Below are 18605 nucleotides of genomic sequence, written 5' to 3'. Positions count from 1 at the left end.
TAGCCTTTTTTGCCTTGCATGCATTAAGATATTAATAATCAATGACATAGATAAATTTATTTTTAAATATCTCAGTTGTGCAACAGCCACTTTAGCTCCGGGTGAAAATCAGGTTTTCAGACCGGGCTTCAGCCCAAAACCTAAGCGACCGGAAAGGAACAATTACGGGTGCTTTAGCGCCGAAATGTCGATAAATAATCCACACCTACCATTCCCGAACCCGTATTTTAATATCCCAAAACATTTCTGTGAATGGGATCTTTACTTAACTTTAAATATGATCAGTCGCCGTAAATTTTTAGCAGTGGGTTCTTTGGCAGGTGCCTCGGTATTATCCGCAAATAAATCCTTAGGAATGACTATGGGTGATTCTGTGCTTGCAGGATCACCCATAGTAATTTCAACCTGGGATTTTGGAATAGCCGCGAATGCCGCCGCATGGCAAATATTAAAGAATAAGGGGAGGGCACTGGATGCTGTCGAAACCGGTGTCCATGTTCCCGAGGCTGATCCGAACAATCAAACCGTTGGATATGGTGGTTTACCCGACAGGGATGGCAGGGTAACATTGGATGCATGCATCATGGATGAATTTGGTAATTGTGGAAGTGTGGCCGCATTGGAGCATATCATTCATCCCATCTCAGTTGCCAGAAAAGTTATGGAGAAAACTCCGCATGTCATGCTGGTAGGCGCCGGAGCTCTGCAATTTGCTCTCGGGCAAGGGTTTAAAAAGGAAACCCTATTAACTCCTTCCTCAGAAAAAGCATGGAAGGAATGGCTTAAAACTGCAAAGTATAATCCTGAAATAAACGTAGAAAACAGGCTTTTCAGTCCGGCGAAACTACCCGGTAATCAGTTTAATCATGATACTATCGGGATGCTTGCTTTAGATGCAGCAGGAAATATGTCTGGTGCCTGCACAACCAGTGGCATGGCCTACAAAATGCATGGGCGTGTAGGTGACTCACCAATCATTGGTGCCGGGCTCTATGTCGACAATGAAATCGGAGGTGCCACATCTACGGGTGTAGGCGAGGAAGTGATTCGAAATGTAGGAAGCTTTTTGGTTGTTGAACTGATGAGGCAGGGCTACTCACCGGATGAAGCCTGCAAAGAAGCGGTTATGCGCATAATCAGGAAGAAACCTGAAACAGCAAAACAAATTCAGGTAGGTTTTTTGGCACTGAATAAAAAAGGCCAGTTTGGCGGATATGCGATTCAGAAAGGCTTCAGTTTTGCAGTATGTAATCAAAATGATCAAAAGCAGTTAATAAAATCGCCAAGCTATTATTAAGCAGATATCAATGAGGACATGGTTTGATAACAGAAGCATCACAAAAAAGGACTTGCTGCAGCTGCTTAAAGCCTACAAGGAGATCATTGACCTTAACGCCATATGTTCTGTAACCGATCCGGAAGGAAAGATAATCTATGTTAATGATAAATTCTGTGAAATAAGTAAGTACTCCAGAGAAGAACTGCTTGGTCAGGATCATCGGATTGTGAATTCAAATTATCATCCCTCTTCGATGTTTAAAGAACTTTGGGAGACCATAAAAAGTGGAAAAGTGTGGCGTTCTGATGTAAAGAGCAAGGCAAAGGATGGCACATTTTTCTGGCTCGATAGCACAATTGTTCCTATTCACGATGAAAATGGGGTGATTACCGAGTATTTCTCATTGCGAACTCCAATTGACGACAGGAAGAGGATTGAGGAAGAGCAGAAGGAATATGTTAAAAATCTCGAAAAAATGCTGTTTATGGTTTCTCACGAAGTTAGGCATCCGGTTTCTCAGATTTTAGGGATAGTTCAGATACTTCAGGAGCACATCAATTTGGATGCAGAAAGTTCAGAGTTGATAAGCAACCTTAAAATTTCTGCAGCAGACCTTGATTTATTTACGAAAAAACTAAGCTCTTTTATGCATGAGCTTAGGCCAGAATCAGAAATCAGTTCAGATGAAAGCAAATAATTCATTTTTTCATGTCTTATAAACTCGAGATCTGCGTTGGAAGCATCAGTTCAGCCTTAATTGCACAAGCATTTGGAGCCGACCGGATCGAACTTTGCGATAATCTGGCTGAAGGAGGTACTACTCCTTCTTATGGGATGATTGTACAGAGTAAAACGCAGTTGGAAATTCCATTTTTCCCAATTATTCGTCCACGGGGCGGTGATTTTGTATTTACTCGTGATGAATTTCAAATAATGCGTGAAGATGTGCTCTGTTGCAGGGAAATGGGATGTAAAGGTATTGTTATTGGAATGCTCAGGAAAGATTCTACTGTTGATATGGAAAGATGTGCTGAGCTGATAGCACTCGCAGGAGAAATGGAGATCACTTTTCATCGCGCTTTTGACCGTTGTATTTCTATTGAAAGGTCGCTCGAAGACCTTGTTGAACTGGGATGTCATCGTGTATTGACTTCGGGAGGGATGGAGTTTGCCCCCGAAGGAACAGAAAAATTGCGATCTCTGGTCAGGCAGGCTGGATTCAGAATTAATATTATGCCAGGTTCGGGAATAACCCATCGAAATTTACAGAAGATTGCTGCTGAGACGGGCGCATATGAATTTCATACAACTGCTAAAAAGCTTGTGGAAAACAGTATTGACCCAGTCAACACACAGCCATATCGAACAATGGAGACGGATGGAGAGCATGTACAAAAGCTGAAGGAGATCCTTAAACAGATTGGTTGGGTATATTGAATTTCTCATAATTTCCTTACTTTTAAAAACAAATCAATCATATGAATAAATTATTCTTTGCAGGTTTATGCCTGTTTTCTTTACCTGCAATTTCTCAGACAGTTCCTGTAAGATCGAAGCTGAATACAGCAGCTGATAAAATTGAAGCAAAGGTTATTGATTGGCGCCGCGATTTTCATGAGCATCCTGAATTGGGTAATTATGAGACCAGAACTGCAGGAATTATTGCAAAGCATCTCGAAGGTTTGGGAATTGAGGTAAAAACAGGAGTAGCCAGAACCGGGGTTGTTGGGATTCTGAAGGGCGGAAAACCCGGTCCTGTAGTTCTGTTACGTGCTGATATGGACGGACTCCCGGTTACTGAAAGAAATTCGCTCCCCTTTGCCTCAAAGGTAAAGACACAATACAATGGGCAGGAAGTAGGGGTAATGCATGCCTGTGGTCACGATTCACATGTTGCAATACTTATGGGAGTTGCTGAGGTTTTAGCCGGAATGAAGGCAGACCTGAAGGGTACTGTGAAATTTGTATTTCAGCCTGCAGAAGAAGGCTCTGCTCCTGGAGTGGAGGGTGGTGCCGAACTAATGGTTAAAGAAGGAGTACTCGAAAATCCTAAAGTAGATGTTGCCTTTGGATTACATATTTGGGCACAAACAGAAGCCGGAAAGATCACCTATCGTCCTGGTGGAATGATGGCCGGAGTAAATGACATGCAGATTATTGTGAAAGGAAGGCAGGCGCATGGAGCAGCTCCATGGGCTTCGGTTGATCCAATAGTGATCTCGGCACAGATCATCAACAGTTTACAGACTATTGTAAGCCGTAATTTGAACATTACTGAAAACGCAGGGGTGGTAACGATAGGCTCCATACATGCTGGTGTACGGTCTAATATCATTCCTGAGCGTGCAGAGATGCTGGGAACCATCAGGGCCCTTAGTGTAGAAGATGAGAAAATGCTGATTGACAGGATTAAAACAATTGCAACCAAAACGGCTGAGGCCGGTGGTGCCACCGTTGAAATAAAGATTCCCTACAGCAATCATTATCCTGTAACTTATAATGACCCCGCTTTAACCGAAAAGATGCTTCCAAGCCTTGCAAAAGTCGCAGGGGCAGAGAATGTGAAGCTCATACCTCCAATAACAGGAGCTGAAGATTTCTCCTTTTTTCAGGAAAAAGTTCCTGGACTGTTTTTCTTCTTAGGTGGAATGCCCAAAGGAATGGATCCTAAAACCGCCCCATCACATCACACCCCTGATTTTATGATCGACGAAAGTTCATTTAAGCTTGGAGTAAAAGCATTGGCAGGGCTTACGCTTGATTACATGGAGGTAAAATAAGATCTCTTAGATTCTTTCAAAATATGCCTGATAGCCTGGAATTTTCCGGGCTATTTGTTTCTGGGGAAGGAATTTTCGAAATCAGAATTTATTTTAATAAAATCTATTTGCATTGGAGCGTAAATAACAATTTAAATAAATGGGATTTTTCTAATGACCCCGAAGAGAAAAATCATTAGGAGGTTGTGGCATCCGCCACGAGGACAATCAGTGTTTATAGATTGAGGATACGGCTCAGGGGCCGGAATCGAAATAAGGCCTACCCAAAATACAATTTTTCCTTTTAGTGATTAAGTAAAACCTTATTGATTGTCATGGTGGGCTTGATCCGCCATAAACCCGGGAGAAATGGAAAGCCCCGGCAAGAAATAATGTCATTTTATGCTGATTTCATTGCCGGGCTTGCAATGAACCACGGGACTAGCGGCAGCCAAAGGCACTGACGTTCATTTTCAAATAAAAAAGGGTAAATTTTTTCATAGGCCAGAGTCCAAAACCAGAATCTGGTGTGAACCTAAAACCCATTAGTCTATTAGAAAAATTGGTCTGTCTAATATCGATCAATCCGCGAATTTTTGCTGGCATCGAAACAATCAGTTTTCCAATTAAAGGCTAAGAACTAAATTCCCAAGCTAAAACGGCAAATCATCATCAGTCCCTTTTTCATAATTCATCGGCTGATCCTCTTTGGCGATGATATGATTATTAGCCCCATGCTCTTCTTCAGATTTCTGATGATTATTTTCACCCTGCCCCTCAAAATCACTTTTGCGGCCAAGCATAGTGAAGTTCTCTGCAACAACCTCTGTAGTGTATTTTTTATGACCTTCTTTATCTTCGAAAGAACGGGTTCTTAATTTACCCTCGATATAAACCAATTTACCTTTCTGCAGGTATTTTGAAGCTATATCGGCCAAGCCTCTCCACATAACAATATTATGCCATTCGGTTTGTTCTATTTTTCTACCGTCTTTGTTATAGGTTTCTGAAGTTGCTAAAGGGAAGCTAGCGACAGTAACTCCCCCATCTAAATGCCGGACTTCAGGGTCTTTCCCTAAATGTCCAACTAAAATGACTTTGTTAATACCTGACATGTTCTTTGTTATATGTTATAGATGGTTCAATTACAATTTAAAGAAATTTTCGAAGAATTGAAAAATTAGTTTAGGCTGCGGCAGTTTTTCAAGTTCTTCTCTGCTTACGTAGAACCAGGATGGATCTGGGAGAAAATCATCAGTAAAATTCTCTATTTGAATGAAACTCGCATTGAGTTTCTGGTGACTTAAAATATGTTTTACAGGTTTAGAAACAGAATGAACCAGAACATGCTTACCAAAAGCTTTAATAAAATTTTCTGATTGGATAAGATCCGAAAGCTCAGCCGGGGAATCTGTCTCAAAAAGAGGGAGATCGATCATGTTTTCCCAGATATCTCCGGAACGGCGCTTATTAACCAGGATTTGATCATTTTTAATCGCCAAAATATAATTAAAATACCGCTCCCTGCTTTTTTGAGCTTTAATTTTGACAGGTAGCTCATGGATTCTGTTTTTAAGCCGTGCCTCACAGGCGGTTTGTAATGGGCATATCGGGCAATCCGGATTTTTAGGTTTGCATTGTAATGATCCGAACTCCATCATTGCCTGATTAAAAATTCCGGCTTGTGTCTGATCAAGTAGTTCATTTGCTAAATCGGTAAAAACCTTTTTTCCTTTACCGGTATTGATTGGGGTATCAATACCGAAGTATCTGGAAAGCAGTCTGAAAACATTCCCATCAACAACAGCTTTAGCCTCATTTGATGAAAATGAAGATATAGCGGCTGCTGTATATTCTCCGATTCCCTTTAAACGGATCAGGGAATCATAATTTTTAGGAAAGTAGCCTGCATGTTCTTCCATCACTGCCCGTGAGGTTTGATGCATATTTCTGCCTCTTGAGTAATAACCTAGTCCCTGCCAGAGTTTTAATATTTCCTCCTCGGTGGCCGAAGCAAAATGTTCGACTGTTGGATATTTTTCGGCAAAACGATTAAAATAGGGCATTCCCTGCTCTACGCGGGTCTGCTGCATGATTATTTCAGATAGCCAGATAATATAAGGATCGTTTGTATTTCTCCATGGAAGATCCCTTTTATGCTTCTGGTACCAGCCAATAATTTCATCAGAAAACGTCATTGCTCTTGAGTTGGTTTTACTCATTTAAGCAGCAAAAATACCTTACTATTTGTTTTATAGCGACTTGGTTTTAAAAAAAAGCAGATTTATTTCCCAAATTGAATTAAAACCAATACTTTTGCAACCCCAAATCAATTAGAATAACAGTACAAAAAATTAAAGAAAATAGATATGACCAAGGCAGAAATCATCACAGAGATCTCTAACAAAACAGGAATTGAAAAGGTAGATGTTCAGGAAGCTATAGAAGCGTTTTTTAAAGTTGTCAAAAATTCAATGGTAAATGGCGAGAACGTTTACGTAAGAGGTTTTGGTAGCTTTGTTGTGAAGAAGAGAGCAAAGAAAACCGCTCGTAATATTTCTAAAAATACAGCAATCATTATCCCTGAGCATTTCGTTCCAAGTTTCAAACCTGCCAAGGTTTTTGTTGAGAAGGTAAAGGGCGGTAACAAGTAATCATTTTATTCAGCCGGGAATGTTACAAAGAAAGCAGATTGTAGTTATAGGTTCAGTGGTAGTACTGATGGGCCTGATGCTTTCTTTAGATATTCAGGGTTTGGTTAAACCGAATGAAGGTGCTGCTGTTACAAATGCATCTGGCCCTGTTCAAGCGGCAAAAGTTAAAGAAGTTTCATTAGAAGATATTTCTTTAACTGCGAAAGAAAGTCTGAATGCCAGTCTTAAAAAGCAGATTACAGATCTTGAAACTCAATTAAAAAGCTCATCTGAATCTGAGAAGCTAAATATTCAAAAGCAACTGGCCCAGCAATGGGATGATGTAAATCAAAGTACTCCGGCATCTTTTTATTATGAATTAATAGCTGAAAAGGAACCGAATTTTGATTCATGGCTTAAGGCCGGTGATAAATTTACAGATGCCTATCAGCAGAGCATGGACACTCTTGTTCAGCCTGCTCTTGTACAAAAGGCGATCAGCTCTTATCAAAAAGCTGATAAAATTAAACCGAACACTCTGGAAATTAAAACCGGATTAGGAATAGCTTACGTAACAGGAACCCCAAATCCTATGCAGGGTATTACCTTGTTGCTGGACGTGGTAAAACAGGATCCGAAAAATTTAAAGGCTAACCTGAACCTGGGCTTGTTTTCAATGAAATCAGGTCAGTTCGACAAGGCAGTTGAGCGTTTCAAAACTGTTATTGATATTGCTCCAAGTGCTGAGGCGTGGTTTTACCTGGCTTCAAGTTATGAGAACATGGATAGGAAGAGTGATGCGATAGCTGCCTATCTGAAAACTAAAGAAATCGCAGCTGACCCGAACATGAGCCAGTTTGTGGACAGGAAAGTAAACGAATTAAGTAATTAGATTATAAAACATTTTAAAAAACAACATTATGCCAAGCGGTAAGAAAAGAAAAAGACATAAAATGGCTACTCACAAGCGTAAAAAACGCTTAAGAAAAAACAGACATAAGAAAAAATAGTCTGATTTTTAATCTGTTCTTTATGATCGGATTAATTGCAGACTTATAGAATTTTTAAACCTCCCGCTTAATTGCGCCGGAGGTTTAAATCATTTGTTTGTTTTTATTTATTTCCTAGTTTTAAACGTATGCCGGTTTTCTTAGCCGGTGTCTTAAATTTAGCCATTGGTAAAGGAATTAATTATCAATTCATCCCCTAGTGGGGTTACTATTGCTTTACTGCAAGACAAGCAACTCGTAGAATTAAACACAGAGCAGGTCAGCAACAATTATGCTGTTGGCGATATATATTTAGGCAAGATCAAAAAGATCATGCCCGGATTGAATGCTGCGTTTGTTGATGTAGGCTACGAAAAGGATGCTTTTTTGCATTATCTGGATCTTGGACCACAGGTTCAATCGCTGCTAAAGCTTACAAAAATTGTAAAGAATGGCAGTTATAAAGATAAACTGCTCAATAGTTTCAGACTTGAAACGGATATCAGTAAATCCGGAAAAGTCTCAGAGATACTGAACCGGAACATGCTGCTTCCCGTTCAGATCGCCAAAGAACCGATCTCAACCAAGGGTCCGCGCTTAAGTTCAGATCTTTCAATTGCAGGCCGCTTCGCCGTTCTTGTCCCTTTTTCGGATGTTATTTCAATTTCCAAAAAGATAAAGAGTAATACAGAGCGCAACCGTCTTAAGAAAATTGTGGAGAGTATTAAGCCGAAGAATTTCGGGGTAATTATTCGTACGGTTTCTGAAGGGAAAGGCGTTGCTGAGTTGCAGAAGGATCTTCTTGATTTGATTGACAAATGGGAAAAGTTTACTACCCGCCTTCCGAATACTGAGCCTTCCAAGAAGATACTTGGAGAGATGGGACGTACATCCACAATTCTTCGCGACATTCTGAATACCGATTTTACGAATATTCATATTGGAGATCCTGCATTATTTGAAGAGATCAGGTCCTATGTTCATGAGATCTCTCCCGAAATGGAAAAGATCGTTAAACAGTACCGTGGTAAAGAGCCGATATTCGAACATTTTGGTATTGAAAAGCAAATCAAATCAGCATTTGGACGTACTGTAAATCTGCCTGGAGGAGCTTATCTTGTTGTTGAACATACTGAAGCATTACACGTCATTGATGTAAACAGTGGTAATCGTACAGCAAATACTGAGAATCAGGAGCAAAATGCACTGATGATCAATATGGAAGCTGCTAAGGAAATTGCCCGACAATTACGTCTGCGTGATATGGGTGGTATTGTGGTAATTGATTTTATCGATATGCACAAACCTCAGAACCGAAAAGAGTTGTTTGATCATCTCAAGGATCTGATGTTACTTGACCGCGCCAAGCATACCATTTTGCCTCCAAGCAAATTCGGTTTGGTACAGTTGACCCGCCAACGTGTAAGGCCTGAAATGAATATCGTGACCAATGAGAAATGTCCTGCCTGTGATGGTACAGGAGAGATCAAAGCTAGTATCATTTTAATGGACGATATAGAGAATAACCTGAACTATATTCTCAATGAGCAGAATGAGCGCAGCGTTACTTTATGTGTTCATCCTTATATCGAAGCCTATATTAAAAAGGGACTTTTCTCAATCCAGTGTAAATGGTTCTTTAAATTCAGTAAGTGGATCAGGGTTAAGGCTGTGCCTTCTTATTACCTCACTGAATTTCATTTTCTAAATTCTAAGGAAGAGGAAATTAAACTATAATTAGCAATCCGATAGCTATCGGATTAGGAAATTAGCAAATGTGCAGATGGATTTTTACATCTGCACATTTTTTTATGACTAATTTTCACATTTGCCTATCTTCACATTCTACCATTAATCATGAAAGCATTTTCACATTTTCACATTTGCTCATTTTCACATTTATCTCATGGCTAAAACCCGTTCCGCCTATTTCTGTCAGAGTTGTGGATATGAATCTGCTAAATGGCTTGGTAAATGCCCTTCCTGCAGCCAGTGGAACACTTTTGTAGAAGAGATCATAGAAAAAGCAGGGGCTTCTGTACCTGACTGGAAGAGTGGTTCTAGCAGCACTCAGCGTTCCAATAAACCGGCGGCAATTCATGAAATTGTTTATTCTGAGGAGAATCGTTTGATTACTCCTGATAAAGAACTGAATCGGGTATTGGGTGGAGGAATAGTGAGCGGATCTATAGTATTAATCGGAGGTGAACCAGGAATTGGAAAATCTACCCTTATGCTCCAGGTTGCACTCAATCTGCCGGGTTTAAAAGTACTTTATGTATCCGGTGAGGAAAGTGAGCAACAGATCAAGATGCGGGCCGAAAGATTGGGGCCAGGAGCAGGTTTGAAAAACGCTGCCTCTTCTGATACTTATATTCTGACCGAGACTTCCACACAAAATATATTCAAACAGATCGAAATTCTGCAACCCGACCTGCTGGTTATTGATTCCATACAGACTTTATATTCTGCACATATTGAATCTACTCCCGGCAGCGTTTCACAGGTAAGGGAATGTACTGCCGAACTGTTGCGTTTTGCAAAAGAAAGCGGAACTCCGGTATTTCTTATCGGGCATATCACCAAGGACGGAATGATTGCCGGGCCTAAGATTCTGGAACATATGGTTGATACTGTATTGCAGTTTGAGGGCGACAGGCATCATGTTTACAGGATATTACGGGCTGTTAAGAACCGCTTTGGCTCTGCCTCTGAACTTGGTATTTATGAAATGCAGGGAAGCGGACTCAGAGAGGTATCAAATCCTTCGGAAATTCTGCTTTCGCAAAGGGATGAACCGCTTAGCGGCATCACCATTTCGGCGATGCTCGAGGGCCTCAGACCCATGCTGATTGAAACCCAGGCTCTGGTTAGCGTATCTGCTTATGGAACGCCACAGCGCTCTGCAACTGGCTTTGATACAAAGAGATTGAATATGCTGCTTGCGGTTTTAGAAAAGCGATGCGGTTTTAAGTTAAGTGCAAAAGATGTTTTTCTCAATATTGCAGGCGGATTGAGGGTTGAAGACCCGGCAATTGATCTTGCTGTGGTAGTTGCGATAATTTCCTCTCATGAGGATATGCCGGTGGATTCCAAAATATGCTTTGCTGCAGAAGTGGGTTTATCCGGTGAGATCAGGGCTGTAAACAGGATCGAACAGCGGATTGCAGAAGCTGAAAAACTTGGTTTCGAACAGATTTTCATTTCCAAGTATAATCTTCCTGCAGGTAGGGGTGTGAAAACGGAACCTGAATGGCAGAAATATAAAATTAAGATCAAAACCGTAGCTAAGGTTGAAGAAGTATTCAATGCTTTGTTTGGATAGGTAGGGACGGAGGCTGATGTCTGAGGACTGAGGCCGGATGTCTGAAGTCCGAAAGGTATGTTAGCATCAGACCTCTGACTTCAGACCTCCAATTATGATTATCTTCAATAAATGAATAATCACAATTTTTATTATCAATTTTGTATAAACCAATTATAAAATATGAATAGGATTATACTTTCGGTTATTGCCCTAGCCTTCCTTGCGGCATGTAACAGTAAACCAACAACAGAACTTCATTCTGTTGAAAATGTTAAGGGGATTGCCGTTTACGGCGACTCAGTTGCAATTGATAATGTCATAGAACTTGCCTCAGTTCAAACTGCAATGAAGGGTGAAAAGAAAATGGACATGAAGATCAAGGGGAAAGTAAAGGAAGTATGCCAGGAAAAGGGCTGCTGGATGACCATGACCCTGGATAACGGTGATGAAATGAGGGTAACCTTTAAAGATTATAAGATTTTTGTCCCAAAAGATCTGGGAGGCAAAGAAGTCGTACTTGATGGTTTTGCTTATACTGATACTACTTCAGTTGAAAAACTTAGGCATTATGCCAAAGATGGTGGGAAGAGTGAAGCAGAGATTGCTGCAATCACCAGTCCAAAAGAACAACTGGCATTTGAAGCTAAAGGTGTTGTGGTGATGAACTGATTTTTAAATAATCTGTTCCCGACGTTAAATTAAAAAAACCACATAGAAACATAGAATTCAGAACTACTCATTATCTTTAAAGACAGCTATAATATTGAAGCTTCAATCTATGTGGTTAAAGATTTATTGTCTTTATTTAATTTAAGAAGAAGGAATTAAGTTTAACACACCCTCACTACCTCCATATTCAATAATTGACCAAGCTTCTCGATTTTTGAACTGATATGTCCGATACCTACGGCACAATGATGGGCAGGGCCATAGCTATTCCAATTATTCACAAAATTTCTTGCCCCTATGGGGAATTTATACCTGCTGTTGGTATTGCCTATCTGAAGGATGGGACCCGGGACTGATTCACCCTCTGCGACCAGAAGCATTAGTCCGCCGCCTCTTTTTTCTGCAACAGAAAGCAGCGTCACCGGACCATTTTTAACCATCATCTCAACTGAAACGCCCTTACCTACTTTTCCATGATAAACATGCAGGGGGCGCACTCTGGTTTTACCTTCTGCAATTGCAATATGACCGGGACCATCATGTCCCATCAAAATAACATCATCTTTAAAATCCATTGCATAGTATTCAGTAAAAGAGCCTCCTGCGCCAAATGAATCCATGATCTTCATCGCCTGTACGTTCTTAATTTCATACTCGCCGGCAACGGGAATTCCATTTGCAGTAAGGAGTGAATTGCCTAAAATTATAGAAGAGATGGCTTCTTCATTTTCAATATTTCCGGTGCCTTTGTAATAATAGGCCATGGAACCAAGCTGGTGTTTTGCTACCAGTTTATCAAGAGCAACGGAGGTGATGGCAGCTTTCTCCATTTCGTCCAGGGGGCAATCAGATTGTATGTCAAAAGTCTCATTGAAAAGCTTCAGTCTATTGTTCAATTCTTCCTTACTCACTTCTTTTCTGAGGCTTGCCAGTTCTTCAACCTCAATGAGTTCAATATGACCTCCGAAGTGGGCATATTGCTGGGTAAGATCGGTGTAGATATCCAGCATTCCACTATAATAATGACCCATACAACCCAGTCGGTTATAGGCCATTATATTAGCCACTTTAGCAGCCTGTACCCACTCTGTTACTTCATTCCAGCATAGTTCATCATCGTGCAGCATTCCGGTGATCTGATGGAATTTAACACCCACTCTGTTAAAAACATTCGCGATTTCAGGTACAGGACATGCCGAACAATAGGAGAGCCATTCACCAGTCATTTTGGTCCGATCGCTCATTGCATTGAACGAGTTATAATCAATCGCAGCCTCGGGTGCCAGATTTAAAATAATGACAGGAACCTTTGCCCTTTGTACTACCGGCAAAACGGTTGATGATAATGCATAGGTGGTAACATATAAAAAGATCAGATCTACATCCTCAGTTTTAAATAATTTTCCTGCCTTAAATGCTTTATCAGGATTATCTACCAGTCCGGCATTAACAACTGATGGGTGGATCTCAGTAAGCTTTTGTTCTACAGTATTTAAATAGCCTTCCAGTCGTTCTTTCAAACCTTCAAACTGTGGCCAGTAAGTATCCAGTCCGATGCCGAAAAGACCAATTTTCAAACTTGATTTATTGACCGCATCATTGTTCAATTTATTCATGAATATTTTATTTAATCGATAATTAAAGATGCAACAGAAAAATCCAATTTCGAATTTTTTTATTCATGCAATCGAGGATAAATAAACAAATTTTAAATCCACTGAAAATATAAAAAGCCCACAGATTGATCTGCAGGCCTCTTTTTCTTCTAGCTTTAGCCTTTCAGCTTTTAGCTTTCATCTTATTTCGAGAGGTACATCGATTTCTCCTTGTACAGATGTCTGAAATAAGGATCCTCAAGGTCACGTATAAAACGGATCGATTCCCCGGTTGATTTCATTTCAGGGCCTAATTCCTTTTTAACTTCAGGGAATTTATCGAATGAGAAAACCGGTTCTTTGATCGCATATCCAACAAGTTTACGTTCGATCTTAAAATCTTTCAATTTATTGACACCCAGCATGATCTTGGTGGCAATATTGATATACGGTACATCGTATGCCTTTGCAATGAAAGGAACAGTTCTGGAAGCCCTTGGATTGGCTTCAATCACATATACCTTTTCATCTTTAATTGCAAACTGGATATTTAATAAACCCCTAACATTCAAAGCTTTTGCGATACGTACGGTATATTCCTCCATTAAATCGGTTATTTTTTTGGAGAGGTTAAAAGGGGGCAATACAGCATATGAATCACCGGAGTGAATCCCGGCAGGCTCAATATGTTCCATCAAACCTATGATATGGCAATCATCACCGTCTGATATAGAATCAGATTCTGCTTCCTCGGCCCTATCAAGGAAATGATCAATCAATACACGATTTCCCGGCAGGTTTCTCAATAATTTTACAACTGCTTTTTCAAGATCTTCATCATTGATCACAATGCTCATCCCCTGTCCGCCAAGTACATAACTTGGACGAACAAGAACCGGATAACCAACTTTATGCGCAACTTCCAGAGCTTCTTCTGCACTTTCAGCCACTCCATACAATGGATAAGGAATATCCATTTCTTTCAGCAAGTCCGAAAAACGACCACGATCTTCGGCGATGTCCATGCTGTCGAAAGAGGAGCCGATAATCTTAATACCTCGTTCATGCAGCTTCTCAGCCATTTTTAAAGCCGTTTGGCCACCAAGCTGAACTATCACTCCCTCAGGTTTTTCAAGTTCAATGATTTCGCGCACATGTTCCCAGAAAACCGGTTCGAAATACAGTTTATCCGCCATGTTAAAGTCGGTAGAAACTGTTTCAGGATTACAGTTGATCATAATTGCTTCAAAACCGGACTCTTTTGCTGCCAGCAATCCATGAACACATGAATAATCAAATTCTATACCCTGACCAATACGGTTGGGGCCGGATCCAAGTACGATGATCTTTTTCTTATTGCTGACGATTGACTCGTTCTCATCCTCAAAAGTTGAGTAATAGTATGGCGTTTGTGCAGGAAATTCTGCCGCACAGGTATCAACCATTTTATACACCCGGTGTATTCCCAGATGTTTGCGGCGGTCATAAACCTCATCTTCGGTTACATTTCCAAGTAGCCAGGCGATCTGAGCATCGGCATACCCTTTTTGTTTTAATGTAATAAAGAAATCTGTAGGGATATTATTTAATGAATAGCGTTTTAGCTCAGCTTCCATATTGACCAGTTCAAGGATCTGTACTAGGAACCATTTATCAATATGTGTGATTTTCCGGATTGATTCTAAAGGAACGCCAAGGCTCATGGCATCCTTTACATGGAACAGGCGATCCCAGCTTGGGTGCTCCAGACTATGCATGATCTCCTCCAGATTACGGCTTTGGCGGCCATCAGCACCTAATCCCAAACGGTTGGTTTCCAAACTCTGACAAGCTTTCTGCAGTGCTTCAATAAAGGTGCGTCCAATGGCCATAACTTCTCCGACAGATTTCATCTGTAAACCCAGTTCTGTATTCGCCCCTTTAAATTTGTCGAAGTTCCATCGAGGTATTTTAACGATCACATAATCAAGCGTTGGCTCAAAATATGCTGAAGTAGTTTTTGTGATCTGGTTTTCAATTTCATCAAGGTTGTAGCCGATAGCTAGTTTTGATGCAATCTTTGCAATCGGGTAACCGGTTGCTTTTGAGGCCAAAGCTGATGAACGCGAAACCCTTGGATTGATCTCAATGGCAATAATAGCTTCAGTAACCGGGTCTACAGAGAACTGGACATTACAACCACCGGCGAAATTTCCAATTGAACGCATCATGTGTATCGCCTGATTTCGCATATCCTGATAACAGCGATCACTAAGGGTCATGGCAGGTGCGACGGTAATAGAATCACCGGTATGAATACCCATTGGGTCGAAATTTTCAATCACACAAATGATAATTACATTATCATTACTGTCCCTTAATAATTCAAGCTCATATTCTTTCCAGCCTAAAACCGCTTTTTCAACAAGAACCTCATGTGTTGGAGAGGCCTGCAGACCACGGCTTAATGCCTGATCGAAATCTTCTTTTTTATGAACGAATCCACCTCCTGAACCACCCAGCGTATAGGAAGGGCGAATTACAAGTGGATAACCAATTAACTGCGCAGCTTCTTTCCCCTCAAGAAAGGAGTTTGCAATTTTGGATGGGGCAACCCCAACTCCAATTTCAACCATCAGTTTACGAAACTCTTCACGGTTCTCTGTTTTCTCTATGGCCGCAATATCAACACCGACAATACGGACTCCGTATTTTTCCCAGATCCCTCTTTCTTCAGCCTCTTTACACAAGTTTAATGCGGTTTGCCCACCCATAGTTGGCAGAACGGCATCAATCTTCTGTTCGTTGAGTATCTGCTCTATACTTTCACAGTTTAAGGGAAGCAGATATACATGATCAGCAATAACCTTATCCGTCATGATTGTGGCAGGGTTAGAATTGATTATGGAAACCTTGATTCCTTCGTCTTTTAAGGAGAGTGCAGCCTGTGATCCGGCATAATCAAATTCGCAGGCCTGGCCGATAACGATTGGTCCTGATCCGATGATCAGGATTGATTGGATGGAGGTGTCTAATGGCATAGTTCTTCTAAAATTTTAATTTCTAATAACAAAAGAGGAGATTACTATGCTGTGAAGAACAAAAATCCCGACTGTTTTGTCGGGATGCAAAGTTATATATTTTTATGCATTTTTAGTCTGATTTTTTTGAATTCATGTATTTTAAGAGTAAAAAGAACCTTTATACAACCTTTAAGAGAAGTACATTTCAGAGCCTAAAGAAACCAATTAAAATTATCGCTATTTTTCAACGATTGGAACGGGTTTTGTGTGTGTAGCAGATGTAATACTAATTATAAATTCATAAACCTTTATTCTCTTGAATAAATTAGCCTTTAAAAACACAAAATCATGAAAAGATCAATTATTGCATTTGTTGTAAGTGCGTCGATATTAAGTGGATGTTCAGCTATTCAGTCCATAGTTCGTTCTACATTCCCATATACTGCTACATTAAGTGTTCCATCAACAAACAGGACTGATGTAGCACAATCAGTTACCGCTCAGGCAAGTAGTTTTGACCAGATTTTTACTGGCCAGGGTTCAAATACCAATGCTATTACAGATGTGCGTGTATCATCAGTAAAACTCGATGCCACTTATCCTTCAGGTCAGAGTTTTGGGGTATTCAAATCTGTAAAGATTTATATTTCACGTGGTGACAGTTCCAGGGAGCTCCTTATCGCAACCCGTGATAACATAGCTTCAACCGTTGGGAATAGCATTATGCTTGATGCCGATACTACAATTCTTCTTGATGAATATATCAAAGAATCAACTGTTCGCATCAGGATGGAGTATATTTTACGTAATGCCACAACTGCAGATATGACGATTAAAGCAAGTCTGGGCTTTAATGCCGCGCCAAATACGAGCAAGTAAAATTGTCAGCAGAAGCTTAATTATTGCCCGGGTGCTTTATATTTGGCCTGATGTATTTAATTTCTGTTTTTACTGATTGGCTTTGGAATCAAAGTTTGCTCGAAACTTCGGGAGTAATCACTGGTATTTTATGTGTTTATCTGGCTGCAAAAAATAATATCTGGAGCTGGCCAATCGCAATTATCAGCGTACTGATCTATATTTTTATTTTTTTTGAAGCTAAATTATATGCCGATACAGGTTTGCAGGTATATTTTTTATTGATGAATTTTTATGGATGGTATTTTTGGAGCCGAAAAGATGAACGTAAAAAAGTTCCTGTCTCTTCGATTACCCCTAAAGAGATCATTCTGTCAGTGGCAGGAATTGTGGTTTTTACAGCAGGTTTAGGCTTCTTCCTTTACAAAGGAACAGATGCATCATTTCCATTTATAGATAGTTTCTGTACAGCTTGCAGTCTGCTTGCCCAGGTATTTCTTGCCCGAAAGGTCCTGGAAAACTGGCTGATCTGGATCTTTGTCGACATCATTTATGTTGGAGTATACATCTCTAAGGGTTTGCATTTAACTGCGGGGATGTATGCCCTTTATATTATAATTGCCGCCATTGGTTATCACGATTGGAGAAAAGATTATCAAAAAGGCCGGGTTTTATTAAGTGGACAGAATCAGATTGTTTAGCTGAAATGGAAAACTCAGAGGATCTTAGCAAAGAATTGATCAGGATAGCGGTTGTTGGTCCTGAGTCTACCGGAAAATCCACAATTTCCCAACAACTTGCCTCGCATTATGATACGGTATGGGTACCTGAATACGCCCGTGGTTATTGCGAAAAACTTGTTGCCGGATGTACCTGGGAAGATGAGATCAATATGTTCAGAGGTCAACTTGCTCTGGAAGAACAAATGATTCCACTGGCCAATCGTCTTCTGATTTGTGATACCACCTTCATAACCGTCAAGATCTGGAGCGATCATATGTTTGGTCGTGCACCTCAGGAGGTGCTTGATAAACTTCCAATTCATAAATATGACCTGTATTTATTAATGGACATTGATCTTCCCTGGGAAGAAGATCCCCTACGCGATTTTCCTCATATGCGCGAACATTTCATGGAAGTGTGGCATAAGGAACTGAAAGCGCTCAATGCTACATACAGTTTAATTTCAGGATCTGAGAAAGGAAGGTTGCAAAACGCGATCCAGGCGATTGATTCCTATTTGTCGATTTGACGATAAGTCAATTTGTCTATAAGCTGAATTTTTCTTTTAAGTATTCAGCCCCAAAAAGTAGTTTTAAATATCCTGATTTTTAAGTTGAGGAATCACTAGTGTCCGGTTAAAATAGTTTTTGTCTTCGACCCCGATTTCTATGATCTATGCAACTAATCTTTGATAATTTTTTTCATAGGGTCGGTTATTGTTGACACATGCAAAAATCCGGTGGATTAACTTGTTTCTAACTGCATTCAGCGTACTCATTTTATTCTTATTC

The 18605-nt window shown here is 40.3% G+C and carries 16 protein-coding genes; 12 read left to right on the top strand and 4 right to left on the bottom strand.

Annotation, left to right across the window (positions count from 1 at the left end; translation table 11 throughout):
• From Q8M41_RS01865 to Q8M41_RS01850, 4 genes are all read left to right on the top strand, one after another.
• Positions 1-1297, top strand: a 1297-nt coding sequence (locus Q8M41_RS01865) for a N(4)-(beta-N-acetylglucosaminyl)-L-asparaginase (RefSeq protein WP_305363539.1), incomplete at its 5' end; no start/stop codon positions are given.
• 10 nt (positions 1298-1307) lie between these two features.
• Positions 1308-1976, top strand: coding sequence for a PAS domain-containing protein (locus tag Q8M41_RS01860; RefSeq protein ID WP_305363538.1), 669 nt, complete (start codon positions 1308-1310; stop codon positions 1974-1976).
• 11 nt (positions 1977-1987) lie between these two features.
• Positions 1988-2716 carry a copper homeostasis protein CutC gene (locus tag Q8M41_RS01855; RefSeq protein WP_305363537.1) on the top strand — a complete coding sequence of 243 codons (729 nt, stop codon included), beginning with the start codon at positions 1988-1990 and terminating at the stop codon, positions 2714-2716.
• 41 nt (positions 2717-2757) lie between these two features.
• Positions 2758-4059 carry an amidohydrolase gene (locus Q8M41_RS01850; protein WP_305363536.1) on the top strand — a complete coding sequence of 434 codons (1302 nt, stop codon included), beginning with the start codon at positions 2758-2760 and terminating at the stop codon, positions 4057-4059.
• A 632-nt stretch (positions 4060-4691) separates the two neighbouring features.
• Here the strand turns inward: Q8M41_RS01850 and Q8M41_RS01845 are convergent.
• Together Q8M41_RS01845 and mutY are read right to left on the bottom strand one after the other, a co-directional pair.
• Entirely contained in the window at positions 4692-5153 is a 462-nt protein-coding gene (locus Q8M41_RS01845; protein WP_305363535.1) for a single-stranded DNA-binding protein, read from the bottom strand.
• Between the two features lie 30 nt (positions 5154-5183).
• The gene (mutY, locus tag Q8M41_RS01840; protein WP_370870421.1) at positions 5184-6260 is read right to left on the bottom strand and encodes an A/G-specific adenine glycosylase; all 1077 of its coding nucleotides are present in this window, start codon (positions 6258-6260) and stop codon (positions 5184-5186) included.
• Between the two features lie 147 nt (positions 6261-6407).
• Between mutY and Q8M41_RS01835 the strand changes: the two genes are divergently transcribed.
• The 5 genes from Q8M41_RS01835 (at position 6408) to Q8M41_RS01815 (ending at position 11636) form a co-directional block, all read left to right on the top strand.
• On the top strand, positions 6408-6692 hold the full coding sequence (locus Q8M41_RS01835) for an HU family DNA-binding protein (RefSeq protein WP_305363534.1): 285 nt from the start codon (positions 6408-6410) through the stop codon (positions 6690-6692).
• Between the two features lie 19 nt (positions 6693-6711).
• Positions 6712-7563: a tetratricopeptide repeat protein gene (locus tag Q8M41_RS01830; protein ID WP_305363533.1), complete on the top strand. Its 852-nt coding sequence runs from the start codon at positions 6712-6714 to the stop codon at positions 7561-7563.
• A 283-nt stretch (positions 7564-7846) separates the two neighbouring features.
• Positions 7847-9397 (top strand): Rne/Rng family ribonuclease, encoded by a 1551-nt coding sequence (locus tag Q8M41_RS01825; protein WP_305363532.1) that lies wholly within the window; start codon positions 7847-7849, stop codon positions 9395-9397.
• Positions 9398-9566: 169 nt separating this feature from the next.
• A complete protein-coding gene (gene radA / locus Q8M41_RS01820) occupies positions 9567-10985 on the top strand; it encodes a DNA repair protein RadA (protein WP_305363531.1) in 1419 nt (472 codons plus the stop codon).
• A gap of 162 nt (positions 10986-11147) precedes the next feature.
• Positions 11148-11636: a DUF4920 domain-containing protein gene (locus Q8M41_RS01815; protein ID WP_305363530.1), complete on the top strand. Its 489-nt coding sequence runs from the start codon at positions 11148-11150 to the stop codon at positions 11634-11636.
• A 161-nt stretch (positions 11637-11797) separates the two neighbouring features.
• Here the strand turns inward: Q8M41_RS01815 and Q8M41_RS01810 are convergent, their stop codons facing one another.
• A complete protein-coding gene (locus tag Q8M41_RS01810) occupies positions 11798-13252 on the bottom strand; it encodes an arabinose isomerase (RefSeq protein ID WP_305363529.1) in 1455 nt (484 codons plus the stop codon).
• Between the two features lie 182 nt (positions 13253-13434).
• Positions 13435-16251, bottom strand: a complete 2817-nt coding sequence (gene carB, locus Q8M41_RS01805) for a carbamoyl-phosphate synthase large subunit (protein ID WP_305363528.1) — start codon at positions 16249-16251, stop codon at positions 13435-13437.
• Positions 16252-16581: 330 nt separating this feature from the next.
• Between carB and Q8M41_RS01800 the strand changes: the two genes are divergently transcribed.
• From Q8M41_RS01800 to Q8M41_RS01790, 3 genes are read left to right on the top strand one after another with little or no spacing between them, the layout of a single operon-like run.
• Positions 16582-17112, top strand: a complete 531-nt coding sequence (locus Q8M41_RS01800) for a hypothetical protein (protein WP_305363527.1) — start codon at positions 16582-16584, stop codon at positions 17110-17112.
• 50 nt (positions 17113-17162) lie between these two features.
• Positions 17163-17792, top strand: coding sequence for a nicotinamide riboside transporter PnuC (gene pnuC / locus Q8M41_RS01795; protein ID WP_305363526.1), 630 nt, complete (start codon positions 17163-17165; stop codon positions 17790-17792).
• Positions 17793-17797: 5 nt separating this feature from the next.
• Positions 17798-18343 carry an ATP-binding protein gene (locus Q8M41_RS01790; RefSeq protein ID WP_305363525.1) on the top strand — a complete coding sequence of 182 codons (546 nt, stop codon included), beginning with the start codon at positions 17798-17800 and terminating at the stop codon, positions 18341-18343.
• Positions 18344-18605: the final 262 nt, after the last annotated feature.

Origin of the sequence: Daejeonella sp. (genome assembly GCF_030684675.1) — a bacterium.
GTDB lineage: Bacteria > Bacteroidota > Bacteroidia > Sphingobacteriales > Sphingobacteriaceae > Daejeonella.
Note: the sequence above shows the minus strand (reverse complement) of the source record. Positions and strands in the feature narration are given on the sequence as shown.

What these genes read in the sequence shown, in the direction of transcription:
- Q8M41_RS01860 (WP_305363538.1), top strand. Translation starts at nt 1,308, where the DNA reads ATGAGGACATGGTTTGATAACAGAAGCATCACAAAAAAGGACTTGCTG.
- Q8M41_RS01855 (WP_305363537.1), top strand. Translation starts at nt 1,988, where the DNA reads ATGTCTTATAAACTCGAGATCTGCGTTGGAAGCATCAGTTCAGCCTTA.
- Q8M41_RS01850 (WP_305363536.1), top strand. Translation starts at nt 2,758, where the DNA reads ATGAATAAATTATTCTTTGCAGGTTTATGCCTGTTTTCTTTACCTGCA.
- Q8M41_RS01845 (WP_305363535.1), bottom strand. Translation starts at nt 5,153, where the DNA reads ATGTCAGGTATTAACAAAGTCATTTTAGTTGGACATTTAGGGAAAGAC.
- mutY (WP_370870421.1), bottom strand. Translation starts at nt 6,260, where the DNA reads ATGAGTAAAACCAACTCAAGAGCAATGACGTTTTCTGATGAAATTATT.
- Q8M41_RS01835 (WP_305363534.1), top strand. Translation starts at nt 6,408, where the DNA reads ATGACCAAGGCAGAAATCATCACAGAGATCTCTAACAAAACAGGAATT.
- Q8M41_RS01830 (WP_305363533.1), top strand. Translation starts at nt 6,712, where the DNA reads ATGTTACAAAGAAAGCAGATTGTAGTTATAGGTTCAGTGGTAGTACTG.
- radA (WP_305363531.1), top strand. Translation starts at nt 9,567, where the DNA reads ATGGCTAAAACCCGTTCCGCCTATTTCTGTCAGAGTTGTGGATATGAA.
- Q8M41_RS01815 (WP_305363530.1), top strand. Translation starts at nt 11,148, where the DNA reads ATGAATAGGATTATACTTTCGGTTATTGCCCTAGCCTTCCTTGCGGCA.
- Q8M41_RS01810 (WP_305363529.1), bottom strand. Translation starts at nt 13,252, where the DNA reads ATGAATAAATTGAACAATGATGCGGTCAATAAATCAAGTTTGAAAATT.
- carB (WP_305363528.1), bottom strand. Translation starts at nt 16,251, where the DNA reads ATGCCATTAGACACCTCCATCCAATCAATCCTGATCATCGGATCAGGA.
- Q8M41_RS01800 (WP_305363527.1), top strand. Translation starts at nt 16,582, where the DNA reads ATGAAAAGATCAATTATTGCATTTGTTGTAAGTGCGTCGATATTAAGT.
- pnuC (WP_305363526.1), top strand. Translation starts at nt 17,163, where the DNA reads ATGTATTTAATTTCTGTTTTTACTGATTGGCTTTGGAATCAAAGTTTG.
- Q8M41_RS01790 (WP_305363525.1), top strand. Translation starts at nt 17,798, where the DNA reads ATGGAAAACTCAGAGGATCTTAGCAAAGAATTGATCAGGATAGCGGTT.